Source organism: Akkermansia sp., assembly GCF_020860705.1.
In the GTDB taxonomy this organism is placed as follows: Bacteria; Verrucomicrobiota; Verrucomicrobiia; order Verrucomicrobiales; family Akkermansiaceae; genus Akkermansia.
Map to the genome: position 1 here is coordinate 58,221 of NZ_JAJBTT010000054.1, position 21,869 is coordinate 80,089.

Below are 21,869 nucleotides of genomic sequence, written 5' to 3' on the forward strand. Positions count from 1 at the left end.
AACCCGGTTTACCTTGTTCCGTTTTTCCGCGTTTTGTTCCTGTATTCGGAAATCATGACGCCGCAGAGGGTCAGCAGAATCCCCGTCAGGGATATCCAGGTCAGGCGTTCCCCCAGGATGATGGCGGAGGCTACCACGGCCACGACCGGAACCATGTAAATGTAAACGCTGGATTTGACGGCGCCCAGGATTTCCACCACACGGTTCCAGGACAGGAAGCACAGGGCGGAGGCGAACAGGCCCAGATACAGCAGGTTGAGGGCATTGACGGGCTTGACCATCAGGTGCCAGTCCAGATTGACCGGAAGCACGAAAAGGGCCGGAATCATCAGTACAATGCCGTAAAAGAAGATGCGGCGCGTGCAGATGACCATGTTGGAGGTGTTGACGCCGATTTTTTTCATCAGGATGGAATACACCGCCCAGACGAAGGCCGCCCCCAGGGCCAGCACGTCCCCGACCGGGTTTAATTCCAGCACGAAGGCTCCGTTCGCCATGATCAGGAAGATGCCCGTGAAGGCGGCGGCGAAGCCCAGGAAGAAGCGGCGGGAAAAGCCTTCCCCTTTCAGCAGGAAGTGGGCCAGCAGGGCCGTGAAAAAGGGAACCACGGCTACGATGATGCCCACATTGGAAGCGAATGTGTACGTCAGGGCGATGTTTTCCAGCAGGAAGTACAGGGTGACTCCGGTGAGGCCCGCTCCGGCGAACAGGAGTTCTTTTTTCCATCCCGCGGGGGGAAGCAGGCGCGGCCTCAGGCACCAGAGGAAGGCGTACCCGATCACGAACCGGGTGAAGAGCACCGTGACGGGGGTGAAGTCCCGGAGAAGCACCTTGGTGGAGACGAAGGTGGTGCCCCAGATCAGGATGGTCATCAGGGCGGCGGCGTGCCCCAGCGTGCGTTGGCGTGAACTCATGGGTTGAACGGTGTTTGAGGCGCGCAGGAGGCTTCCACCGTCAGGCCTATGATTTCCGCCGGTTCCGCGCTTCTGTTCCAGACGGCGTGGAGGACGCCTCCGGGGACGAGCAGGGATTCATGTTCATGGACCGTCCTTTCCTCTTCATCAAGAAGGACGGTGGCTGTTCCGCGGGTGACGATGAACAAATGGGCGTGCGCGTGGCGATGGGGGGTAAGAGGGCCGCCTCCGCCGGGTTCCATTTTGGCGAAGGCTCCATCCTTCAGGATTCCCTGCACGCCTGAGAACAGATTCCTGGCGGTAAAGCCCGTATGACCGGGGATAGCGGAAAAAGCGTTCATGCCGGTCAGTTGCGCGCCAGGTCGTATCCGTCCTTGCGGTCCTTGATGGTCCAGCCCAGGGCTGCCGCTTCCGCACGCAAGCGGTCGGCTTCCGCCCAGTCCCGGTTCTGTTTGGCCTGCCAGCGCTGTTCCGCCAGGGCGCGCACTTCCTCCGGAGCTTCCTCCCGTTCCTCTTCCGGCAGAAGGATGCCGAAGGCAGCAAGGATGAAGTGGAAGGCATTACGCATGCGGCGCGCTTCTTCCGGAGACAGGGAGGGAACATCCGCCTTTTTGATGGCGCTGAAGACGTGGCCCAGGGCCTCCGGGGTATTCAGGTCATCATTCAGGCTGTCCCACGCCGGCTGGAAGATTCCCGGTTCCGGGGGAGCCGCGCAGAATTCCTCATAGGACGGGACGGCGTCCGTTCCGGCGGCGTTCCGGAGCTGCGCGTCAAATTTGGACAGGCGGGCCAGGGCTCCCTTGGCGTCATCCAGGGAGGAAAGGGTGAAGTTCAGCGGACGGCGGTAATAGCCCCCCGCCAGCACGTACCTGACGGCTGAAGCCTTGTGCCCCAGCTTGTCCAGGTCCGCCAGCGTGTACATGTTGCCCAGGGATTTGGACATCTTGCCGCCGTTTACCAGCAGGTGCGTGATGTGGAACCACAGGCGGGCAAAGCCGCCGCCGCAGGCACAGCGGGACTGGGCTATCTCATTTTCATGGTGCGGGAACACCAGGTCCACGCCGCCGGAATGGAGGTCAAAGTCATTGCCGAAGTATTTGTGGATCATGGCGGAGCATTCCAGGTGCCAGCCGGGGCGGCCTTCTCCCCACGGGGAAGGCCAGAAGTTCTCCCCGTCTTCCGGACGGCGGCTTTTCCACAGGACAAAGTCCGCGACGGAGTCCTTTTCATACTCGTCCGCGTTGGACCGGGTATTGGCGGTTTTGCCGAGGTCCAGTTCCCGTTCATCCAGATGGGAGAGTTTCCCGTATTCCGGGAAGGAGGAAATCTTGAAGTACACGGAGCCGTCTTCCGAAACATAGGCGTGGCCTTTTTCCACCAGCGCCTGCACCATCCGGATCTGTTCCGGAATGTGGCCTACGGCGGAGGGTTCCACGTGGGGGGGAAGGCAGTTGAGGGCGGTGCAGTCCCGGTGGAACAGGTCCGCCCAGCCGGCGGTGAATTCCACGAGGGTAACTCCGGCTTTTTGGGAGTCCCGGATGGTCTTGTCATCCACGTCCGTCAGGTTGCGGACATGCATGGTGGGCGTGCCGCCCAGTTCCACGACGCGGCGGAAAATGTCCTGCATCACGAAGGTGCGGAAGTTGCCGATGTGGGCCGGCCCGTACACCGTGGGGCCGCAGCAGTAGAAACGCAGCGTTTTTCCATCCATGGGGGAAATGTCCTGTGCCGTTCTGGTGCGGGTATCGTAAAGGTGTAACATGGCGGAACGATTAGAAGGGAAGAGGGCCGTCCGGTCAAGCGGGAAAAGAAGGCCGGGGACTGGCGGCTGTCCGCGTCCCCGGCCTTGAACAGGTCAGATAGTGACGAGAAGGTGGAAAGGATTATTTGTCAGCGTTCTGCTGGCCTTTCTTGTAGTTCGCGTTGATGCGGTCGATTTCTTCCTTGGTGATGGAGGCTTCCCGGTAGGGCTTGTTTTCCACCGTGCGTTCCAGCGTGTAGCCGAAGCGTTTCTGGAAGTGCTTCTTATGGGTCTCCATCTTCTTTTCAAAGTCTTCCAGGCTGGGGCGGTTCTTGTGGTCGCCCCAGGCGGTTTCAGAAACCGCCATGGCCCGGGGATAGGTCATGTACATGAGCAGTTCTCCAGAGGGGATCCATTCCGCCCACATGCAGAGGTTGATTCCCTTGATGTGTTTGACGTCTTTCTTGTCACGCCCGTTGCGGGGGTCGAAGTTGTAGCAGTCCTTCAGCAGGATGGGGCCGCCGCCCGGCCTGGCGCGTACGTCGTCCTGCGGGAACTTCATCTGGGTACGGGCCAGATAATACTTGTACTGGGGGGTGACGATCAGGTCAATGCCCTGTTCCTTCGTCTTGTCAATGCAGCGGGGGAATTCGCCAGGCAGCCAGGACATGACGGTTTCTCCCTTGTGGTAGTAGCCCTTGTTGATGTCGTACCACAGGATGGGCTTTTTCTTGTTCTTGGCGAGCATGGCGCCCAGGCTCTTCGTGAAATCGCTCATTTGCGCTTCCACGTCGTCCCCCTGGCCCTTCTTGGCGCGGGCGGCCTGGCAGTCAGGGCATTTTTTCCAGTCTCCCATGGGGCATTCGTCGCCGCCGATGTGCACGTAGCCGAAGGGGAAAATCTGCTGGACCGTATCAAAAGTATCCTTGATGAACTTCTTGGTGCCGGGCTTTTGCGGGCAGATGAGCTTGGAGGAAACGCCGCCGTGCGTCCATACCTGGGCGCGCTTGGTGTTGCAGCAGAATTCAGGATAGGAAGCGGCCAGGGCCATGTTGTGGCCCGGCATTTCCACTTCCGGAAGCACCTGGATGCCGCGGACGTTGCAGTAGGCCACCAGGTCCTGGAGTTCCTTCTTGGTGTACATGCCTTCGTTGGCCAGCAGGGCGTTGTTCTGGCCTTCCGGGGCAGAGGGGCGTACGGCGCCGATGGTGCGGAGCTTGTCGTAGCCCGGCACGGGGAGGCGCCAGCCCTGGTCTTCCGTCAGGTGGAGGTGCAGGACATTGTACTTGTAGTAGTGCATGGCGTCCACGAAGTTGTAAAGTTCCTTCATGGGATAGTGATAGCGGCCCACGTCCACCATCATGCCGCGCCAGCCGAAGTCCGGAGCGTCCTGGATGCTGCCGCAGGGAAGGCCTTCCGGCGTGTCCGAGAGCTGGTCCTGAAGCTGGAACAGGGTAGCCATGGCCATGGCTTTTCCGTTGGGCGTGGTATAGCGAAGCTCCACGCCGCCGGGCGTGAGCTTCATGGTGTATCCTTCATTGCCCAGTCCGGCAACTTTCTGCTCGTTCAGGATCTTGAGATTCTTGGTGGTGCCGGATGCCGTCGTTACCTTGACGGGTTCCGGAATGATGTTGTAGGGATTGGTCCCGGCCCAGCAAAGGGAGCCGAGGAACGCAGCCGCTAGCAGGAGTGCTTTCATGGGATGATGTTTGGCGATGGTTGATGTTTGGGGGATGTTCCTGCGTTGTTCCGCCGCCGTCCGGATGATGTGCCGGAACGTGTTTCCCGGAAGCAGAACAGGTACGGAGAATATTCAGTTTTTGGAAGGGGCGCAATCCCACCGGGGTTTGACGGAGAGCTTGCCCGTGGCTCCCGGGAAGCCTTCCGGCACCTGGTAGTCCTTGCGGAGCTGCTGGTACAGTTTTTTGAGTTCCTTGACGGTTTCCGCATATTCCGGTTTGTTCACCACGTTATGCATCTGGGCGGGATCCTTGTGGTTGTCGAAAAGCATCCATTCGTCACTGGTCCAGAGATAGGAGAGGGTATATCTCTCCGTGCGGAGGCCGTCATGCCGGGGAGCGTTATGTTCGCCCGGATTTTCATAAAAAGCGTAGTAGAGGGGGCGGTTCTTGAAGTCCTGGTGCTCTCCTGTATTGAACAGCGGGACAAGGCTGCGGCCCTGGAAGGTGTTCATGTTTTCCGGCGTGGCCGCTCCGGCCACTTCACAGAAGGTGGGGGCGTAGTCCAGTTCCTGCACCATCGCGTTGGAACGCACGCCGGGCTTGATATGGCCGGGCCATTTCATGATGAGGGGCATGCGGAAGGATTCCTCAAAAATCCAGCGCTTGTCGTACAGCCCGTGTTCACCCATGTAGAAGCCCTGGTCGCCGCAATAGAGGACCAGCGTATTCTTGTCCAGGCCGTTCTGCTTCAGGTAATCCATGATCTGGCCGATGCTTTCATCCACGGAGAGCACGGTGCCCAGGTAGTCTTCCATGTAATGGCGCCAGCGGCGCAGCAGGATGTCGCGCTGGGTCTTGATCTTTCCGCTTTGAATATCTTTCACGAGCTGGACGGTGCGGGCCTTGTGGTAGTTGTACCAGGCTTCCTTCTGCTGCGGGTCCATGCGCACCCATTCCGGCATGTCCCAGTCGTACTTGGTATGCAGGGTCTTGGATTCCGGGCAGGAAATCATTTTCTGGATGTCTTCCGGCACCACGTCCTTGATCAGGTGTTCGTCAGACCAGACGTTGAAGTGGTTGAGCAGCGTCTGTTCCGTCATTTTCAGGAATTCCGGGCGGTCTGCAAAATCGTCTTCCAGATTGGCGGGCGGGTCAATGGCGTCTGCATATTGCTTGGCGCGCCCCAGATTCTGAATAGAGGGGCACCAGCAGCGGTGCGGCGCCTTGTGGCCCACGACGAGCATGAAGGGTTTGTTCTTGTCGCGCTGTTCCAGCCATTTGAGACTCTTTTGCGTGACCAGCTCCGTGGCATAGCCGGGTTCCCTCTTCACCACGCGCTTGCCGTCCTTGCCGGGAGTAATGAAATCCGGGTTAAAGTAATTCCCCTGGCCGGGGAAAATTTCCCATGCATCAAATCCGGTAGGGTCTGATTCCAAGTGCCATTTGCCCACCATGGCGGTCTGATAGCCGGCCTTCTGAAGCATTTTCGGGAAAGTGGGCTGGGAGCCGTCAAAGGGGGCTGCATGTTCATTGAAGAGATAGCCGTTCATGTGGGAATGGCGTCCCGTATAAATGCAGGCGCGCGACGGACCGCACAGGGAATTGGCGCAGTAACTGCGGTCAAAGACCATGCCTTCCTCAGCCAGTTTGCGGAAGTTCGGATAGGGCATGGGAGAATCCTTCTCACAGGTGCCAAGGGTCTGGAAGGAATGGTCGTCAGTAACAATAACCACGATGTTGGGACGCTGGTCCGGCGCCTGTGTCTGCGGCTTGTCCGCAGATGCTGACAGGGAACAGGCTGCAAGCGCTAGTGCTGTAACGGTATGGCGGTTCATCATAGGAATCATGAATTAAACAGGTGAATGATTGAACAGGGGCGACAGGATGTGTCCGGAAGGACATTGTTTCCCGTGTAAAAAGACCACATCCCCGAAATGAAAAACTTACGGGAGAGAGTTTTAGGAAAAATAAAACATCAGTTTCATATTTCAACATAAAAATAAAATGAACACGTAAGTTCATGAACATGCCGCCTTCCGGTCGAACCGGCAGGGGAAGCCGTTTTCCCATCCGGATGAAAGACATAACGGCGAATTCCGGCAGGATGGGGCACCCAGGCGGGAAGCCTGTTATTTTACGAAGGAAACGACGGAATTTCTTCCATTACAGTAGCTCCCTGCCGGGTGCGGCAGGGAGTAAATCAAAGAGCGCCGGATCAGGAGCCCCGGGGGGAGGGCCGCTCATTCCGGCTATTGTTTTCATGAGCCTTTTTCTGTTCCAAAAGCCACTTCCTGTCCTGAAGGCTGAGTTTTTCCAGGGACGTTTTGCTCTGGTGCCCGTCCAGTTCCTGGAGCCAGAGGGTCCTGTTTTTCTCCGAGTAACGGGAAAGCTTGGCGAAAACGGTGTTTCCATTAACACCTGTCCAGACACGGTATCCTTTGGGTATCAGCGTTTTCTTAAATTCTTCATATTGTTTTCCGGCCAGTTTGACGCTGTTTTTAATCTGGTCAAAGTAAAGGGCCTTTTGCCCGGTATAATAGCCGCGCAGCGTGTCCACCTTCGTGCCGTCCGGAGACATGACCAGAAGCACGGGAGTGCCCCTGACGCCAAACAGGGAAGGCGCCTTCTGCACGTAATCCAGCATTTTCTTGCGCTTCTTGAAAACAGGTTCGCTTTCAAATTTTTCCGCCTGGTCGTAACAGACACGGACGACGTTGTTTTTTGCCCAGTCTTCAAACTCCTTGGTCTGGAGAAGCTCCGCCGCCAGTTTTCTGCTGGGAGGGCTGCCCGCAGAATGGTGGAACCAGATCAGGATGGGTTTTCCGGTGCTCTGGGCCTCCCGGAGGGCGGAGGAATAACTTTGGATCCAGCGCTCATTTTCCTTGCGCTGGGCAAAGGCTTCTTCCAGGCCGGGAATGGGGGCGTCCGGATCATGCGCGTCCGTGTAGTAGACGGCTCCGCTGTCGGCCTTGGTCATTTCCTCCTGCGTGGTGGCGGTGATCTGGTGGGCCTGTTGCTGGCCCGGCGTTGTGCCCATCAGCCCGGTCGGAACATTGGCAATGGAATTGGACATATTGTCCTGCATGTATTCCGAAAGGCTCTTTTTCACTTTCGGTTTTCCCGATTCCGGAGAGGTTCCCACACAGGAGCACAGGGCGGCGGAGGCAAACAGAAGCATGGATAGCCTGAGCAGACTCATGCCCGATCTGATAGCATAACCGGCGATGGTTCGCAACCGGGAATTTGCAGTCATCGGCGGCAGGTTTTCAGGAGCTTTTTCCCGGTTTGCCATTCCCGTGTGCTGCATCCGGCTTTCCAGCGGCTCTTTCCTGGACGGGGGCCACACGGGGCGGAGCGGGGATCAGTCCCCCGTTTTCAGCACCTTGATGAAAGCTTCCTGAGGAATGTTGATTTTCCCGATGGCCTTCATGCGCTTTTTGCCTTCCTTCTGCTTTTCCAGCAGTTTGCGCTTGCGGGTGACGTCGCCGCCGTAGCATTTGGCCGTCACGTCCTTGCGCATGGGGGAGATGCTTTCCCTGGCGATGATCTTGCCGCCGATGCAGGCCTGGATGGCCACGGTAAAGAGCTGGCGGGGGATGACGTTTTTCAGCCGTTCCGCCAGTTCGCGGCCGCGGGAGGCGGCTTTATCCTGGTGGACGATCATGGAGAAGGCGTCCACCGGTTCCCCGGCGATGAGCATATCCATCTTGATAAGCTTGGCGGCCTGGTATCCGGCGTATTCATAGTCCATGGAGCCGTAGCCGCGAGTCATGGATTTGAGCTTGTCGTTGAAGTCCACCAGAATTTCCGCCAGCGGAACGGTGCAGGTGAGCATCACGCGTGTGTCGTCAATCGTTTCCGTGTTGGTCACGCTGCCGCGTTTTTCCAGAACGAGCTGCATGATGTCTCCGATGTATTCCCCCGGCAGCATGATGAACACCTTGACGATGGGTTCCCGGATCTCCTGAATTTCCTGCGGTTCCGGGAGCAGGCTGGGATTGTCCACGTTTGTTTCCTCCCCGTTAGTCTTGGTGACTTCATAAATCACGGAGGGATAGGTGGAAATGATGTCCATGTTGAATTCACGGCGCAGGCGCTCCTGGATGATTTCCATATGGAGCAGGCCCAGGAAGCCGCAGCGGAACCCGAAGCCCAGGGCCACGGATGATTCCGCCTGGAAGGAGAAGGCGGCATCATTGATCTGAAGCTTGGCCATGGCGGCCTTCAGGGCTTCAAAATCGGAGGAGTCCACCGGATAAATGCCGGAAAAGACCATCGGGCGGATTTCCTTGAAGCCCGGCAGGGGGGACGGGCACGGGCGCATGTAGTCCGTGTAGGTATCGCCGATCTTGACGTCCGCCGCGGATTTCATGTTGGCGATAATGTAGCCCACATCGCCCGCTTCCAGAGAGTCCGTCCGGGTCATCTTGGGAGTGAAAATGCCTACTTCCTTCACCTCATACACTTCATCCGTAGCGAAAAGCTTGACCTTCATGCCGCGCTGCACGCTGCCGGAGATGACGCGCACATAAGAGACCACGCCGCGGTAGGCGTCATAAACGGAATCAAACACCAGGGCTCGCAGGAGCCCGTCTTTTTCCGTTACAGGAGGGGGAATGCGCTGAACGACGGCTTCCAGGATATCGTCAATACCGATGCCCATTTTGGCGGAGGCGTGGATGGCTTCCTCATGGGGAATGCAGACGATGTCTTCCAGCTGGCGGTACACGTTGGGAAGGTTGGCGCTGGGAAGGTCGATCTTGTTGATGACAGGGATGATCGCCAGATTCAAGTCCATCGCCAGGTGCATGTTCGCGAGCGTCTGGGCTTCCACGCCCTGGGCCGCGTCTACGATGAGGAGGGCGCCTTCACAGGCAGCCAGGGAGCGGGACACTTCATAGGAAAAGTCCACGTGTCCGGGCGTATCCAGCAGGTTGAGCTTGTAGGTTTTGCCATCCTTGGCCTTGTAAAAGATGGTGACGGGGTGGGACTTGATGGTGATGCCCTTTTCCCGTTCCAGGTCCATGGCATCCAGAAGCTGATCCTGCTTTTCCCGTTCGGAAATGGTATTCGTCTTTTCCAGCAACCGGTCGGAAAGAGTGGTTTTTCCGTGGTCGATGTGAGCGATGATGGAGAAATTGCGAGTCAGTTCAATGGACATGGTGGTCTCTACCCTTCTAACGTGAGTGCCCTGTGCGCGGGGAGGGTAACACAGCGCCTGCGGCGGTCAAGACCGGAGCATGACTGCCGCCTGTTCCGGCCAGCGGCCGGCACCGCGGCAGCTTCATATGTTCCGGAAAATCCGTCATTCATGACAGGACCGGAACCGGGAAATTGAACGTGGAGGGAAGGGGGAGGCTCTCAACTGGTGCAGGCACGGGAAACCTTCTCCGTGCGGCCATTTTTACTTCTTCAGCATATGAAATCCTTTTTAGCCGCTATTCTGAGTTTATTCATCCCCGGCCTGGGGCAGTTGTACAAGGGACATTTCGTCCAAGCCATCATCTGGTTCCTGGTGATTGGAGCGGCCTATGGCCTGTTATACTGGTTCGTCTTCGCCCTCGTTCCCATTGTCCTGCATATCATCTGCATTCTGCAGGCGTATTTCATGGATAACGAATGAGGCCATTCGGAAGGTAGGGAGGTTTTAACGCCGCCTTGCCGGAAGGCGGAGGACGGTTTTCAACCTTTCCGGAGACGTTTTCCGGGGGTCGGACAGGTAAATCTCGTGGTGGGCGCGTGAACCATCCATGTCGGGAAGGAGACCCTCCCTCTCCATGAAGGAGTGCATTTGCGCCAGGGTGGCCGGTTCCTCATCATAGGGGCCTGTGTGGAGGCATTGCACGCAGAGTCCCTCCCGGAAGGAGGCCAGGCGCGCGGCGGCCACATTCAGGTGAGGTTTTTTCTTCCCGACCTGCTCCTGTGCATAAGACAGGGTTTCCGGCGTGACGAATCCGGGCTGGCGGATCATGGAGATCCAGCGGAAATCCTTTTTTTGAGAGGGAGAAGGGTTGTTGCAGTTCCACCAAAGGCCTTCCAGAGGCGGAACGACGTACTCCCGGTAATCCGGAACGGGAAAAGCTCCCTTTTTACCCCCCATGCGGACGGCATAGGACAGGGCGTACAGCAGTTCTATAGCGTGCTGGTACGCTCCTGCCGGATCATTAGGGTTTCCCTCTCCGTCCACCATGAAAAAAATCATTTCCGGAACGTCCACCAGCACGGGATGTGCCGGGGGCTGGTAAAGGTGTTTGTCTTCTTTTTTGAAATCCAGAGGCGGCATTGGGACAGAATAGCAGGAGAAAGGGAAACGTGCACGAATAAAAGGCTGTTCCTCCCGTGGGAGAAACAGCCTTTTGAGAAGAAAAAAGAATGCGTCAGGCTACTCTGCGACGGCGCAGCATCAGCGCAGCCAATCCTAGCAGGCCCAGGGATGCGGTAGCCGGTTCCGGAACGGCCAGCGTACCTTCCAGAGAAATGTCCGTGATCACGGCGTTATTTCCGTTGTTGCCCCCGGCACTTCCCAGAACAGCATAGACCTTGCCGTTTCCATTCGCTTTCATGTCGGCCATCTGTTCACCAGTCAGGTCATACGAAACGTTCCAGACGGAACCGTTGTTGCCTCTGGAACCCTTGCAAAGTTCCACAATATCGCCGTCCGTGGTTTCATACCAGAGGGAATAGGTGAACGTGGGGCCGGTACCGGGAGGCGTGAGCGTAAAGCTGAAGGCCAGTCCTTCATAAGTCTGGATGTTCTCAATGGTCATTTTCAGCCCGGCGCAGACGCCTGCCGTCCCGTTCATGTTGGGCAGCGTGATGGACTGGTTTCCCGTATTGACGGAAGCTTGTCCCCAGTTCATGTCACCATTGCCGGTGGTAGTGTACCACCCGTCAGCCCGGGAAGAACTACCCAGCCAACTCTTGACGTCGGTGGCAGTAATGCCGTTTCCTGCAAGGCGGCCGGAGGAGTTGTATCCCTGACGCGCAATGCTTTCGATGTCCGGCATCAATTCAACGGTTGCCGCTGAGGCGGCAGCCGCCAACCCCGCTAGCCCGATGCAAATGCTCCATAATGTTTTCTTCATATTTTTAGGTATGTTATGCGGCACTTACAATTGCGGATTAGCAATCCGCGGAGTTCCAGAGACGTTTCAATCGGGAGTTTTAGAAAGAACAAATTATTGTTTAACAAATACTTGCACGGTTTTTGCGACCGCCTGTCGCCTGGGGATTAATGGGAGTTAGGGCCTCCCGGCCCTAATAGATACTCTGGCGGGGCGGAGTGAAGACTATTAACCGAGAGCTTCCGCTGCGCTCAAGAAAAGCTTTCAACTACGAAAGGCAGGAGCCTTCCGTTCCCAGTCGCCGGAGGCGCAAATCTGCTGTGAGCAAACATTTCCGCCGTTTTTTTGCAAGTTTCTCTCCTGGGAATTAGGGCCTCCCGGCCCTAATGGATACTCTGGCGGAGCGGAGTGAAGGCTATTAACCGAGAGCTTCCACTACGTTCCAGAAAAGCTTTTAACCACGAAAAGCGGGAGCCTTCCGCTCCCAGGCGCCGGAGGCGCACATCTGCTGCCGGAGCAGAAGTGGACGGATCATGGAGGATGGCAAGGGAAATTTTTCGGAAACGTTTTTCTTACAAATATTCTGGCTTGACTCCGGATTGCTAATCCGTTGAAGCTCTATTTTTTATTTGAATAGAAATGTAAATCTTTCTCTATAAAAATATTGTATGTTTGCCTGTTTGGCGGAATCCGATTTTTCAGAGTTGGCGGCTGCCCATGTCCGGGATATTCCCGCCTCTCAACCCTGGGAAGGGAATTTTGAATTTCCTGTTTTTTCAAGGGAAGGAGAGGGACGGTGAAGCAGTGATTTCCCATGCCCTGCCGGGGCTGGAGACAGCGTGAAACAGGACGTTTCATTTGATGGGGAATAAAGCCTTCCCTGGAAAAGCCGGAAGGAGAGGTCCGGTGAACACCAGGTCCGGATTGTTTTCATCCGGGCATAAAAAATGCGGGACCTTCACTTGGAAGGCCCCGCATGCTGAGGTGTTTTCGGAACGGTTTAGCGTTCGTTGTCGAAGTTGATGGTATCGTTCAATACGTCTTCGGCAAGTTCAGCCGCTTCCTCTTCTTCGCTGGCCAGCGCGATTTCTTCAGCGCCCTCGGCGGGTTCCACTTCAATCTTGCTGTACCGGGAGAACCCGGTGCCGGCGGGAATGAGGTGGCCCATGATGACGTTTTCCTTGAAGCCTTCCAGCGTATCGGTCTTGCCGAGGGTGGAGGCTTCCGTCAGAACGCGCGTGGTATCCTGGAAGGAGGCCGCGGAGATGAAGGATTCCGTTTCCAGGGAGGCCTTCGTGATGCCGAGCAGAACGGGCTTGGCTGCGGCCGGCTGGCCGCCCTGGGCTACGGTCTGTTCGTTGATGCGGTCGAAGGTGGTCTTGTCCACCTGGTCGCCCCACAGGAATTCGGTGTTGCCGGGTTCCGTGATGACTACCTTGCGGAGCATCTGGCGCACGATGATTTCCACGTGCTTGTCGTTGATTTCCACCCCTTGGAGGCGATACACTTCCTGTACTTCGTTGACAAGGTGTTCCTGGAGGCTTTCCTTGCCGCAGACGTCCAGGATTTCTTCCGGAGAGACGGGGCCTTCCGTAAGCTGGTCGCCCAGATGCACATGGTCGTCTTCATGCACGATGACGTGCTTGTTCATCGGCACCAGGTGGTCCACCAGTTCGCCCGTGGGCGTTTCAATGGTGATGACCTTCTTGCCGCGAGAGGTGTTCTTGCTGCTGAGGCGCACAATGCCTTCCACGCGTGCAATGGTGCAGGCGTCCTTGGGCTTGCGGGCTTCAAACAGTTCCGCCACGCGAGGCAGACCGCCGGTGATGTCCTTCGTCTTGGCCACCTTGCGGGGCGTCTTGGCCACCATCGTGCCGGCGGAGATGGTTTCTCCATCCTTCACGGTGAGGTTGGCGCCCGCGGGAATGGCGTGGTGGGCCAGGACTTCGCGGGTCTTGGCGTCACGGATGACCACCTGCGGGTGAAGTTCCTGCTTGTGTTCCATCACGACGAGGGAGGAGGTGCCGGTTTCACGGTCCGTTTCCTTGGAAACGGTGATGCCGACGATCATGTCCTTGAATTCGACCACGCCGCCCTTTTCAGCAATGACGGGCACGTTGTACGGGTCCCAGGTGGCGAGGGTTTCATCCTTCTTGATGGAACCGCCGTTGGGAACGTACAGGATGGTGCCGATGACGGGCTGGTAGGATTCCAGTTCGCGGCCCTGTTCGTTTTCAATGCGGACGGAGCAGTTCTTGTTCAGCACCACGAAGTTGCCGTCTGCGTTTTCCACTGTGCGGAGGTCTTCCGTGTAGATGACGCGGCCGTCGTTCTTCGCTTTTACGATGGGCTGCTTGAACGCCGTGGTGGCCGTGCCGCCCACGTGGAACGTACGCATGGTGAGCTGCGTGCCGGGTTCGCCGATGGACTGGGCGGCAATGATGCCGACCGCTTCCCCGATCTTCACTTCCTGGCCGGTGGCCAGGTTCAGACCGTAGCACTTGGCGCAGCAGCCCTTTTTGAGTTCGCAGGTGAGCACGGAACGGATCTTCAGTTGTTCGATGCCGATCTTTTCCAGTTGTTCCGCCTGCTTTTCATTGATGAGATCGTTGATGTCCACGATGACTTCACCACTGACGGGGTCCACGATGCGTTCGCAGGAGGTGCGGCCATAGATGCGGGAGGAGAGGGACGCCACTTCTTCATCGCCGTCATAGATGGCATGAACGGTGATGCCGTTGCTGGTGCCGCAGTCTTCCGCATGGACGATGACGTCCTGGGCCACGTCCACCAGCTTGCGGGTCATGTAGCCGGAGTCAGCCGTCTTCAAGGCGGTGTCAGCCAGACCCTTGCGGGCGCCGTGGGTGGAGATGAAGTATTCCAGCACGGAGAGGCCTTCACGGAAGTTGGCAGTGATGGGGCGTTCGATAATTTCACCGCTGGGCTTGGCCATCAAACCGCGCATGCCGGAGAGCTGCTTGATCTGGGCCTTGTTGCCTCGGGCGCCGGAGTCCACCATCATGAAGAGCGGGCTGGCCATCTTGGAGCCTTCGTTATGTTCCAGCTTGCGGTACAGGGCCGCCTGGATCACGTCCGTGGTCTGGGTCCAGATGTCCACCACCTTCTGGTAGCGTTCACCGTCCGTGATGATGCCGTTCTTGTACTGGCGGGTCACCTTGTCCAGTTCCGCGTAGGCCTTGTCGATTTCCGTCTTCTTCTGGGAGGGCACGACCATGTCCACGATGCCGATGGAGCAGCCCGAACGGGTAGCTTCCTTGAAGCCCAGGTTTTTCAGGGAGTCCAGGGTCTGCACGGTGCGTTCCTTGCCCACGGTCTGGTAGCAGCGCCAGATGATGTCACCCATCTGCTTCTTGCCCACGTTGCGGTTGATGTAACCGAGTTCCCGGGGCCAGATTTCATTGAAACGCACGCGGCCGGCGGTGGTGACGATGACTTTCTTGGTCACATCCCCGTACACTACTTCGGAAGGCTTCTTGCCGTAGTCCGGGTTGTGCAGGCGGATCCAGTCATGGTAGCCGATCTTGCGGGCGGCAATGGCGTATTCCACTTCGTCAATGGATTCGAAGAGGGGCAGGTGCTGGTGGTTGTCCTGGTAGTTCTGCACTTCCGCGGCACGGGTGTGCGTGAGGAAGTACGCGCCCAAAATAATATCCTGCGTAGGCGTGGCAATGGGCTTGCCGGATGCCGGGGAGAAGATGTTGTTGGGCGCCAGCATGAGCTGACGGGCTTCCATCTGGGCTTCCACAGACAGCGGCACGTGCACGGCCATCTGGTCGCCGTCGAAGTCCGCGTTGTACGCGTTACAGACGAGCGGGTGCAGGCGGATGGCGGAGCCTTCAATCAAGACCGGTTCAAAGGCCTGGATGGAAAGGCGGTGCAGGGTGGGAGCGCGGTTGAGCATCACCGGGTGGCCCTTGGTCACTTCTTCCAGGATGTCCCACACTTCCGGCGTCTTGCGGTCAATGAGCTTCTTGGCGGAGCGCACGGTATGCACGTAGCCCAGCTCTTTCAGGCGATGGATGATGAAGGGTTCAAACAGGATGAGGGCCATCTTCTTGGGAAGGCCGCACTGGTTGAGCTTCAGTTCCGGACCGATCACGATGACGGAACGGCCGGAGTAGTCCACGCGCTTGCCGAGCAGGTTCTGGCGGAAGCGGCCTCCCTTGCCCTTAAGCATGTCGGAGAGGGACTTGAGGGGGCGGTTGCCCGCGCCCGTGACGGCGCGGCCATGGCGGCCGTTGTCAAACAGGGCGTCCACGGCTTCCTGGAGCATGCGCTTTTCATTGCGGATGATGACTTCCGGAGTTTTCAGGCTCAGGAGGGTCTTCAAGCGGTTGTTGCGGTTGATGACGCGGCGGTACAGGTCATTCAGGTCAGACGTGGCAAAGCGGCCGCCTTCCAGGGGAACCAGCGGGCGCAGGTCCGGAGGAATCACGGGCAGCACGTTCAGGATCATCCATTCCGGGCGCGTGTTGGACTGAAGGAAGCCCTGGGCCAGCTTCAGGCGCTTGGCGATCTTGCGCTTGTTCTGCTTGGAGTTGGTGTTGTCCAGCTGTTCCTGAAGGTCTGTGACGAGGGAGGCCAGGTCAATGGAAGCCAGCATTTTCTGGATGGCTTCCGCGCCCATGCCCGCTTCAAAGCTGTCATAGCCGTATTCGTCTTCCGCATTGCGGAATTCTTCTTCCGTCAGGATGGCTCCCTTTTCCAGGGGAGTATTGCCGGGGTCTACGACGATGTAGTCTTCATAGTAGATCACGCGTTCCAGGTGGCGGGCCGTCATGTCAAGCATGAGGCCGATGCGGCTGGGCATGCACTTGTAAAACCAGATATGGGAGACCGGAACGGCCAGTTCAATGTGGCCCATGCGTTCGCGGCGCACGCGTGCGTTGGTTACTTCCACGCCGCAGCGGTCGCAGGTGATGCCCTTGTGCTTGATGCGCTTGTACTTGCCGCAGGCGCATTCCATGTCACGGGTGGGCCCGAAGATGCGTTCGCAGAACAGGCCGCCTTTTTCCGGCTTGAACGTGCGGTAGTTGATGGTTTCCGGGTTGACGACTTCACCGAAGGACCAGCTGCGGATGGTATCCGGGTCCGCCACGGTGATGGCAACCTGGTCAAAGGTCCGGGGTTTGTCGCTCAGACCGTGCATTTCCCTGATGGTGGGGGTATCAGACATATATTAAAAGTTTTGAAGAATGTTTGATGCCCACTCCCGCGTCTTGCGGCACGGGAGTGGAATACGGTGGATGTTAGAATTTAAGGTCGGAGAAATCGACGTCCGCCAGGCCGGCCATGTCATCGCTGTCAAAGCCTTCCGTCATGCCGTCCACAGGAGTGAGGTCCGTATCGCCAAGCTGCAGGGAGGGTTGTTCATCCTTGCTGCCGGGGCGCACGTTCAGGCCCAGGGACTGCATTTCCTTCATCAGAACGTTGAAGGATTCCGGAGTTCCGGCTTCCAGGGTATTGTCACCCTTCACGATGGATTCGTAAATGCGGGTGCGGCCCTGCACGTCGTCAGACTTGACGGTGAGCAGTTCCTGGAGGGTGTAGGCGGCGCCATAAGCTTCCAGTGCCCACACTTCCATTTCCCCGAAGCGCTGGCCGCCGTACTGGGCCTTGCCGCCCAGGGGCTGCTGCGTGACCAGGCTGTACGGACCCACGGCGCGGGCGTGAATCTTGTCCGCCACCAGGTGGTTCAGCTTGAGCATGTAGGTCTGGCCTACCACCACCGGGTTGTGGAAGGGTTCGCCGGTCAGGCCGTCATAGAGGGTGCTCTTGCCGCCCACGGTGCCGTCCTTGCCGTCGCCGATCCAGGTGAATCCGTCCACCTTCTTGGCTTCCGTCATGTAGTTCCAGATGGTTTCTTCACTGATGCCGTCGAACACCGGGGTGGCTACCTTGAAACCGAGGGCCCTGGCGGCGATGCCAAGGTGGGCTTCAAGCACCTGTCCCACGTTCATTCGGGAAGGCACGCCCAGGGGGTTCAGCACGATGTCCACCGGAGTGCCGTCCGAGAGGAAGGGCATGTCCTGTTCGGGAACGATCTTGGCTACCACGCCCTTGTTGCCGTGGCGGCCGGCCATCTTGTCACCCACGCCGAGCTTGCGCTTGGCGGCAATGTACACCTTGACTTCCTTCAGTCCGCCGGGTTCGGATTCGTCCCCGGATTCCATCTGGTCCAGCCTGTGTTCCCGTTCGTCGTCCAGTTCCGTGAAGCGGCCTTCAAAGGAGGTGATGATTTCCAGGATCTTGTTGCGGATCGGGCTGGGTTCGATTTCGATGTGGTCGTGGACCAGGGCCAGCTTGCGCAGCAGGGTCTTGGTGATCTTGCGGTTGGCCGGGATGATGATTTCACCGGTCTGTTCGTTGACCACGTCCAGCGGGATCTTTTCACCCAGAAGAATGTCAGAGAGCTTCTTGGTCAGCTGGTCAATGAGCTGTTCCTTCTTCTTCTTGTGCTCGTCATTGATCTTCTTGAACTGCTTCTTCTTTTCCGCGCTGTCCACCACGAGGTCGCCGCGGTGATGGCCGGAGCCCGTGGAAGAGATGCGCACGTCCATCACGATGCCGGTGCAGCCGGAGGGAACACGCAGGGAGGTGTCCTTCACTTCCGCAGCCTTTTCACCAAAGATGGCGCGCAGGAGGCGTTCTTCCGGAGCCAGTTCCGTTTCCGACTTGGGCGTAATCTTGCCGACGAGGATGTCGCCGGGCTTCACTTCCGCGCCGATGCGGATGACGCCGTCATGGTCCAGGTTCTTCAGGGCTTCGTCACCGGCGTTCGGAATGTCGCGGGTGATTTCTTCCGGCCCCAGCTTGGTGTCGCGGGCCTGCACTTCAAACTCGGAGATGTGGATGGAGGTGAAGGTGTCTTCCTTCACCGTCTTTTCGGAGATGACGATGGCGTCTTCGAAGTTGTAACCGTTCCACGGCATATATGCCACCAGCACGTTGCGGCCGAGGGCCAGCTCGCCCTGGTCCGTGTTCGGGCCGTCGGCCAGCACGTCACCGGTCTTGATCTTGTCGCCGCGGCGCACAATCGGACGCTGGTTGATGCAGGTTCCGGCGTTGGAACGCATGAATTTGCGCAGGGGGTAGACGTAGATGCCGTTGTCGCGGTCCGTGCGCACGCTGTCCGGATCGGACAGGAACACTTCCGGACGCACGGGCAGTTCCCCGTCCTTCGTCGTGATGATGACTTCAGCCGTGGCGGAGGCCACGATGCCGTCCGCTTCCGCCAGAACGACGGAACGGGAGTCCCTGGCGCACTTGCCTTCAATGCCGGTTCCCACGTACGGAGATTCCGCCACCATGAGAGGCACGCCCTGGCGCTGCATGTTGGAGCCCATGAGGGCGCGGTTGGCGTCATCGTGTTCCAGGAAGGGAATGAGGCCTGCGGCAATGGAGACGAGCTGCTTGGGAGACACGTCCATGTAATGCACGTCCGCCGGGTCCACTTCAATGAACTCGCCCTTTTCACGGGCGGTCACGCGGGAGGTGGTGAAGTTGCCCTGTTCGTCCAGAGGGTTATTCGCCTGGGCGATGAGGTAGCCTTCCTCCTGGTCGGCGGTGACGTATTCAATGGTGTTGGTGACGCGGCCGTTTTCCACCTTGCGGTAGGGCGTTTCAATGAATCCGAATTCATTGATGCGGGCGTAGGTGCACATGGAGTTGATCAGACCGATGTTGGGACCTTCAGGGGTTTCAATCGGGCAGATGCGGCCGTAGTGGGAGGGATGCACGTCTCGCACTTCAAAGCCGGCGCGGTCACGGTTCAGGCCGCCGGGCCCCAGGGCGGAGAGGCGGCGCTTGTGCGTCAGTTCCGCAAGGGGGTTGATCTGGTCCATGAACTGGGAGAGCTGGGAGCGGCCGAAGAAGTCGCGCACGACGGCGCTGAGCGCCTTCGGGTTGATGAGCTTGCTGGGCGTGACGCCTTCAATGTTCTGGTCAATGAGGGTCATGCGTTCCTTCACCAGGCGTTCCGTGCGGGCCAGGCCCACGCGGCACTGGTTGGCCATGAGTTCACCCACGGCGCGCACGCGGCGGCTGCCCAGGTGGTCGATGTCGTCCACCATGCCTTCGCCCTTCTTGAGGCGCAGGAGGTACTTGAGGGCGGCCAGGAAGTCTTCCGCCGTCATCAGGCGCTGGTCCAGGCTGGTGTCCAGCCCGAGCTTCTGGTTGATCTTGTAGCGGCCCACGCGGGTGAGGTCGTACTTCTTGGGATCGTCAAAGAGCCTCTTGAGCAGGGTGCGGGCCTGGGCGGCCGTGGCGGGATCGCCGGGGCGCAGGCGCTTGTAGATTTCCTTGAGGGCGGATTCCTCATCATGGGCGGGATCCTTCTTCAGGGTCTTGATCAGCACGTCGTCTTCGCTCTGGTCAATGACGTCGATTTCCTTGATGCCGAACTGGAGGAGCTGGCGCACCACGCCCATGTTGAGCTGTTCGAACGCCTTGGCAAGAACCAGGTCCTTGTCCTTGATCGTGTCCACGGCGACGAGGTTGTGCAGGTCTTCCTCCGTCATGTCTTCGCTCAGGGGAAGCGTGCGGATGTCATAGAACTGGCTGACGATGTCGCGGTCCGTCTTGAAGCCCAGGTAGCGCATGAACGTCGTCGCAAGGAACTTGCGGCGGCGGCGGCGGCGGTCGAGGTAGACGTAGAGAAGGTCGTTGGTGTCAAACTGGACTTCCAGCCAGGAACCGCGGTCCGGAATGATGCGGAAGGAGTGGAGAAGCTTGCCGTTCAGGTGCTGGGCGCTTTCAAAGCAGATGCCCGGGGAACGGTGCAGCTGGGATACGATGACGCGTTCGGCGCCATTGATCACAAAGGTGCCGCGGTTGGTCATCATGGGGAGTTCTCCCATGTAGACCGTTTCTTCCTTGGATTCGTTGTCGGACTTGAGCTTGAAGGTGACCTGGAGGGCGGCGCTGTAGGTTTCCCCGGCGCGGATAGCCTCGTAATCGCTCATCTTCGGCGGTTCGATGTCGTAGGAGACGAAGTCGAGCTCGATGTTTTCGTCATAGCTCTTGATAGGAAAGATTTCCTTCAGAACGCCGTGTAACCCGATGTTTTTCCTGGCCGCGGCCGGTGTGTCCTGTTGTAGAAAATCGAAGTATGATTGAAGTTGAATCTCAATAAGGTTCGGAGGTTCGATGACTTCCTTGATATTCCCGAAGTAGAGTCGCTTTGACATGGGCTGCTGTGGCGGAGATGTTATGGGTTTGCATCCTGAAAAACCCGGATGCTGGGCTGGTTGGTTCCTTCCTTGGGAGACGGAACCGACTGGAAGCGATTTGAAGGGTAAAAAGCCTCTAGTCGGTCACGCGGGATGTGAAGACGAGGAAGCGCAACAGGAGAAAAACGGGTCTTCTCCTGTTGCGCGGGAAGTAAAAAGCTTACTTGACTTCCACCTTGGCGCCGGCTTCTTCCAGCTTGGCCTTGGCGGCGTTAGCTTCGTCCTTGGAGACGGCTTCCAGGATGACGGCGGGGGTGCCTTCAACCAGTTTCTTGGCGTCCACCAGGCCGAGGCCGGCCTTCACTTCGCGGACGGCCTTAATCACGGCGATCTTGTTGGCGCCGGCTTCCGTCAGGACGACGTTGAATTCGGTCTTTTCTTCTTCAGCTTCGGCAGGAGCGGCGGCAGCGCCGGCGGCGGCTACGGGAGCGGCGGCGGAAACGCCCCACTTTTCTTCCAGGAGCTTGACGAGGTCAGCGGCTTCCAGAATGGTGAGGGTACCGAGTTCTTCAGCGATTTTGTTAATATCAGCCATTGTATTGTTTTCTAGTTTGGTTTCGAGTCGCGCCAAGAGCCAACTTGGCATTTCAGTTCTCCGGCTGGAGTTCCGACAAGGAACCTGTAGGAGAGTCGGGCCCGGTTTTCACACATTTGGCTAGAGTGCAACCGGGCCGTCCGGTCAAGGGGTTAGTATTAGGCGGCGGGTTCTTCGCTTCCACCGTTTTCTTTGTCCACATATGCCTGAATAACTCGGGCAAGAGCGGAACCGGCTGCATTGATGGTGCCAAGGAGCTTGGCCAGCAGCTGATCGCGGGGAGGCAGTTCACCGATGGCGCGGATTTCGTCCGCGGAGAGGATGGCTCCGTCCAGGATCGCCACCTTGTACTCAGCCTTCTTGGAGGCCTTGGCGAAGGTGTTGATGGCCTTGGCGGCAGCGGCTACGTCGGAGGCGCCGGTCACGAAGGCGGTCTGGCCGACGAGGTGCTCCCCGATGTCGGGAAGGCCTGCGTCCGTCAGGGCCGTACGCATGAAGTTGTTCTTGGCTACGTGGCACTGGGCGCCGCAGGCGGCCAGGGCGGAACGCAGGTTGGTGAACTCAGGCACGGTGACCGAGGTGTAGTCCACGACGATCAGGAACGGGGAGGCGTTGACGCGGGCGGTCAGCTCGTCGATGATGATACGCTTGTCAGGATTCATGGTGTGCTAAATCGGTTCGG

General features: G+C 58.2%; 14 protein-coding genes. 1 reads left to right on the forward strand and 13 read right to left on the reverse strand.

The features are described 5' to 3' along the window. Window positions 1-8: 8 nt before the first annotated feature. The 7 genes from LIO64_RS12555 to lepA all read right to left on the reverse strand — a co-directional run bounded on the left by LIO64_RS12555 (window position 9) and on the right by lepA (window position 9,498). Window positions 9-914 (reverse strand): DMT family transporter, encoded by a 906-nt coding sequence (locus LIO64_RS12555; protein ID WP_290549793.1) that lies wholly within the window; start codon window positions 912-914, stop codon window positions 9-11. Continuing rightward, window positions 911-1,255: a cupin domain-containing protein gene (locus LIO64_RS12560; RefSeq protein WP_290549794.1), complete on the reverse strand. Its 345-nt coding sequence runs from the start codon at window positions 1,253-1,255 to the stop codon at window positions 911-913. The genes LIO64_RS12555 and LIO64_RS12560 overlap by 4 nt, the downstream gene beginning before the upstream one ends. 5 nt (window positions 1,256-1,260) lie before the next feature. Next, the gene (cysS, locus tag LIO64_RS12565) at window positions 1,261-2,676 is read right to left on the reverse strand and encodes a cysteine--tRNA ligase (protein ID WP_290549795.1); all 1,416 of its coding nucleotides are present in this window, start codon (window positions 2,674-2,676) and stop codon (window positions 1,261-1,263) included. 121 nt (window positions 2,677-2,797) lie between these two features. Further along, window positions 2,798-4,354, reverse strand: coding sequence for a beta-N-acetylhexosaminidase (locus LIO64_RS12570; protein WP_290549796.1), 1,557 nt, complete (start codon window positions 4,352-4,354; stop codon window positions 2,798-2,800). A 114-nt stretch (window positions 4,355-4,468) separates the two neighbouring features. Then, window positions 4,469-6,175: a sulfatase gene (locus tag LIO64_RS12575; protein ID WP_290549797.1), complete on the reverse strand. Its 1,707-nt coding sequence runs from the start codon at window positions 6,173-6,175 to the stop codon at window positions 4,469-4,471. Window positions 6,176-6,552: 377 nt separating this feature from the next. Next, window positions 6,553-7,536 (reverse strand): thioredoxin family protein, encoded by a 984-nt coding sequence (locus tag LIO64_RS12580; protein ID WP_290549798.1) that lies wholly within the window; start codon window positions 7,534-7,536, stop codon window positions 6,553-6,555. 162 nt (window positions 7,537-7,698) lie between these two features. After that, window positions 7,699-9,498 carry a translation elongation factor 4 gene (gene lepA, locus LIO64_RS12585; RefSeq protein WP_290549799.1) on the reverse strand — a complete coding sequence of 600 codons (1,800 nt, stop codon included), beginning with the start codon at window positions 9,496-9,498 and terminating at the stop codon, window positions 7,699-7,701. Window positions 9,499-9,756: 258 nt separating this feature from the next. Here lepA and LIO64_RS12590 point away from each other — a divergent pair, with 258 nt between their 5' ends. After that, window positions 9,757-9,960 carry a hypothetical protein gene (locus LIO64_RS12590; protein WP_290549800.1) on the forward strand — a complete coding sequence of 68 codons (204 nt, stop codon included), beginning with the start codon at window positions 9,757-9,759 and terminating at the stop codon, window positions 9,958-9,960. A 24-nt stretch (window positions 9,961-9,984) separates the two neighbouring features. Here LIO64_RS12590 and LIO64_RS12595 read toward each other — a convergent pair whose 3' ends face one another. The 6 genes from LIO64_RS12595 to rplJ all read right to left on the reverse strand — a co-directional run bounded on the left by LIO64_RS12595 (window position 9,985) and on the right by rplJ (window position 21,849). Continuing rightward, complete coding sequence (locus LIO64_RS12595) at window positions 9,985-10,620, reverse strand: GyrI-like domain-containing protein (protein WP_290549801.1); 636 nt, start codon at window positions 10,618-10,620, stop codon at window positions 9,985-9,987. A gap of 94 nt (window positions 10,621-10,714) precedes the next feature. After that, a complete protein-coding gene (locus LIO64_RS12600) occupies window positions 10,715-11,422 on the reverse strand; it encodes a PEP-CTERM sorting domain-containing protein (RefSeq protein ID WP_290549802.1) in 708 nt (235 codons plus the stop codon). A 979-nt stretch (window positions 11,423-12,401) separates the two neighbouring features. Continuing rightward, window positions 12,402-16,598, reverse strand: coding sequence for a DNA-directed RNA polymerase subunit beta' (gene rpoC, locus LIO64_RS12605; protein ID WP_290528944.1), 4,197 nt, complete (start codon window positions 16,596-16,598; stop codon window positions 12,402-12,404). A gap of 73 nt (window positions 16,599-16,671) precedes the next feature. Further along, entirely contained in the window at window positions 16,672-20,610 is a 3,939-nt protein-coding gene (rpoB, locus tag LIO64_RS12610; RefSeq protein ID WP_290549803.1) for a DNA-directed RNA polymerase subunit beta, read from the reverse strand. A 202-nt stretch (window positions 20,611-20,812) separates the two neighbouring features. Then, the gene (gene rplL, locus LIO64_RS12615; protein WP_290549804.1) at window positions 20,813-21,187 is read right to left on the reverse strand and encodes a 50S ribosomal protein L7/L12; all 375 of its coding nucleotides are present in this window, start codon (window positions 21,185-21,187) and stop codon (window positions 20,813-20,815) included. A gap of 158 nt (window positions 21,188-21,345) precedes the next feature. After that, window positions 21,346-21,849, reverse strand: a complete 504-nt coding sequence (gene rplJ, locus LIO64_RS12620) for a 50S ribosomal protein L10 (protein ID WP_290549805.1) — start codon at window positions 21,847-21,849, stop codon at window positions 21,346-21,348. Between the last annotated feature and the right edge of the window lie 20 nt (window positions 21,850-21,869).

What these genes read in the sequence shown, in the direction of transcription:
- LIO64_RS12580 (WP_290549798.1), bottom strand. Translation starts at nt 7,536, where the DNA reads ATGAGTCTGCTCAGGCTATCCATGCTTCTGTTTGCCTCCGCCGCCCTG.
- LIO64_RS12590 (WP_290549800.1), top strand. Translation starts at nt 9,757, where the DNA reads ATGAAATCCTTTTTAGCCGCTATTCTGAGTTTATTCATCCCCGGCCTG.
- LIO64_RS12555 (WP_290549793.1), bottom strand. Translation starts at nt 914, where the DNA reads ATGAGTTCACGCCAACGCACGCTGGGGCACGCCGCCGCCCTGATGACC.
- lepA (WP_290549799.1), bottom strand. Translation starts at nt 9,498, where the DNA reads ATGTCCATTGAACTGACTCGCAATTTCTCCATCATCGCTCACATCGAC.
- LIO64_RS12560 (WP_290549794.1), bottom strand. Translation starts at nt 1,255, where the DNA reads ATGAACGCTTTTTCCGCTATCCCCGGTCATACGGGCTTTACCGCCAGG.
- cysS (WP_290549795.1), bottom strand. Translation starts at nt 2,676, where the DNA reads ATGTTACACCTTTACGATACCCGCACCAGAACGGCACAGGACATTTCC.
- rplL (WP_290549804.1), bottom strand. Translation starts at nt 21,187, where the DNA reads ATGGCTGATATTAACAAAATCGCTGAAGAACTCGGTACCCTCACCATT.
- LIO64_RS12595 (WP_290549801.1), bottom strand. Translation starts at nt 10,620, where the DNA reads ATGCCGCCTCTGGATTTCAAAAAAGAAGACAAACACCTTTACCAGCCC.
- rpoC (WP_290528944.1), bottom strand. Translation starts at nt 16,598, where the DNA reads ATGTCTGATACCCCCACCATCAGGGAAATGCACGGTCTGAGCGACAAA.
- LIO64_RS12600 (WP_290549802.1), bottom strand. Translation starts at nt 11,422, where the DNA reads ATGAAGAAAACATTATGGAGCATTTGCATCGGGCTAGCGGGGTTGGCG.
- rpoB (WP_290549803.1), bottom strand. Translation starts at nt 20,610, where the DNA reads ATGTCAAAGCGACTCTACTTCGGGAATATCAAGGAAGTCATCGAACCT.
- LIO64_RS12575 (WP_290549797.1), bottom strand. Translation starts at nt 6,175, where the DNA reads ATGATGAACCGCCATACCGTTACAGCACTAGCGCTTGCAGCCTGTTCC.
- LIO64_RS12570 (WP_290549796.1), bottom strand. Translation starts at nt 4,354, where the DNA reads ATGAAAGCACTCCTGCTAGCGGCTGCGTTCCTCGGCTCCCTTTGCTGG.
- rplJ (WP_290549805.1), bottom strand. Translation starts at nt 21,849, where the DNA reads ATGAATCCTGACAAGCGTATCATCATCGACGAGCTGACCGCCCGCGTC.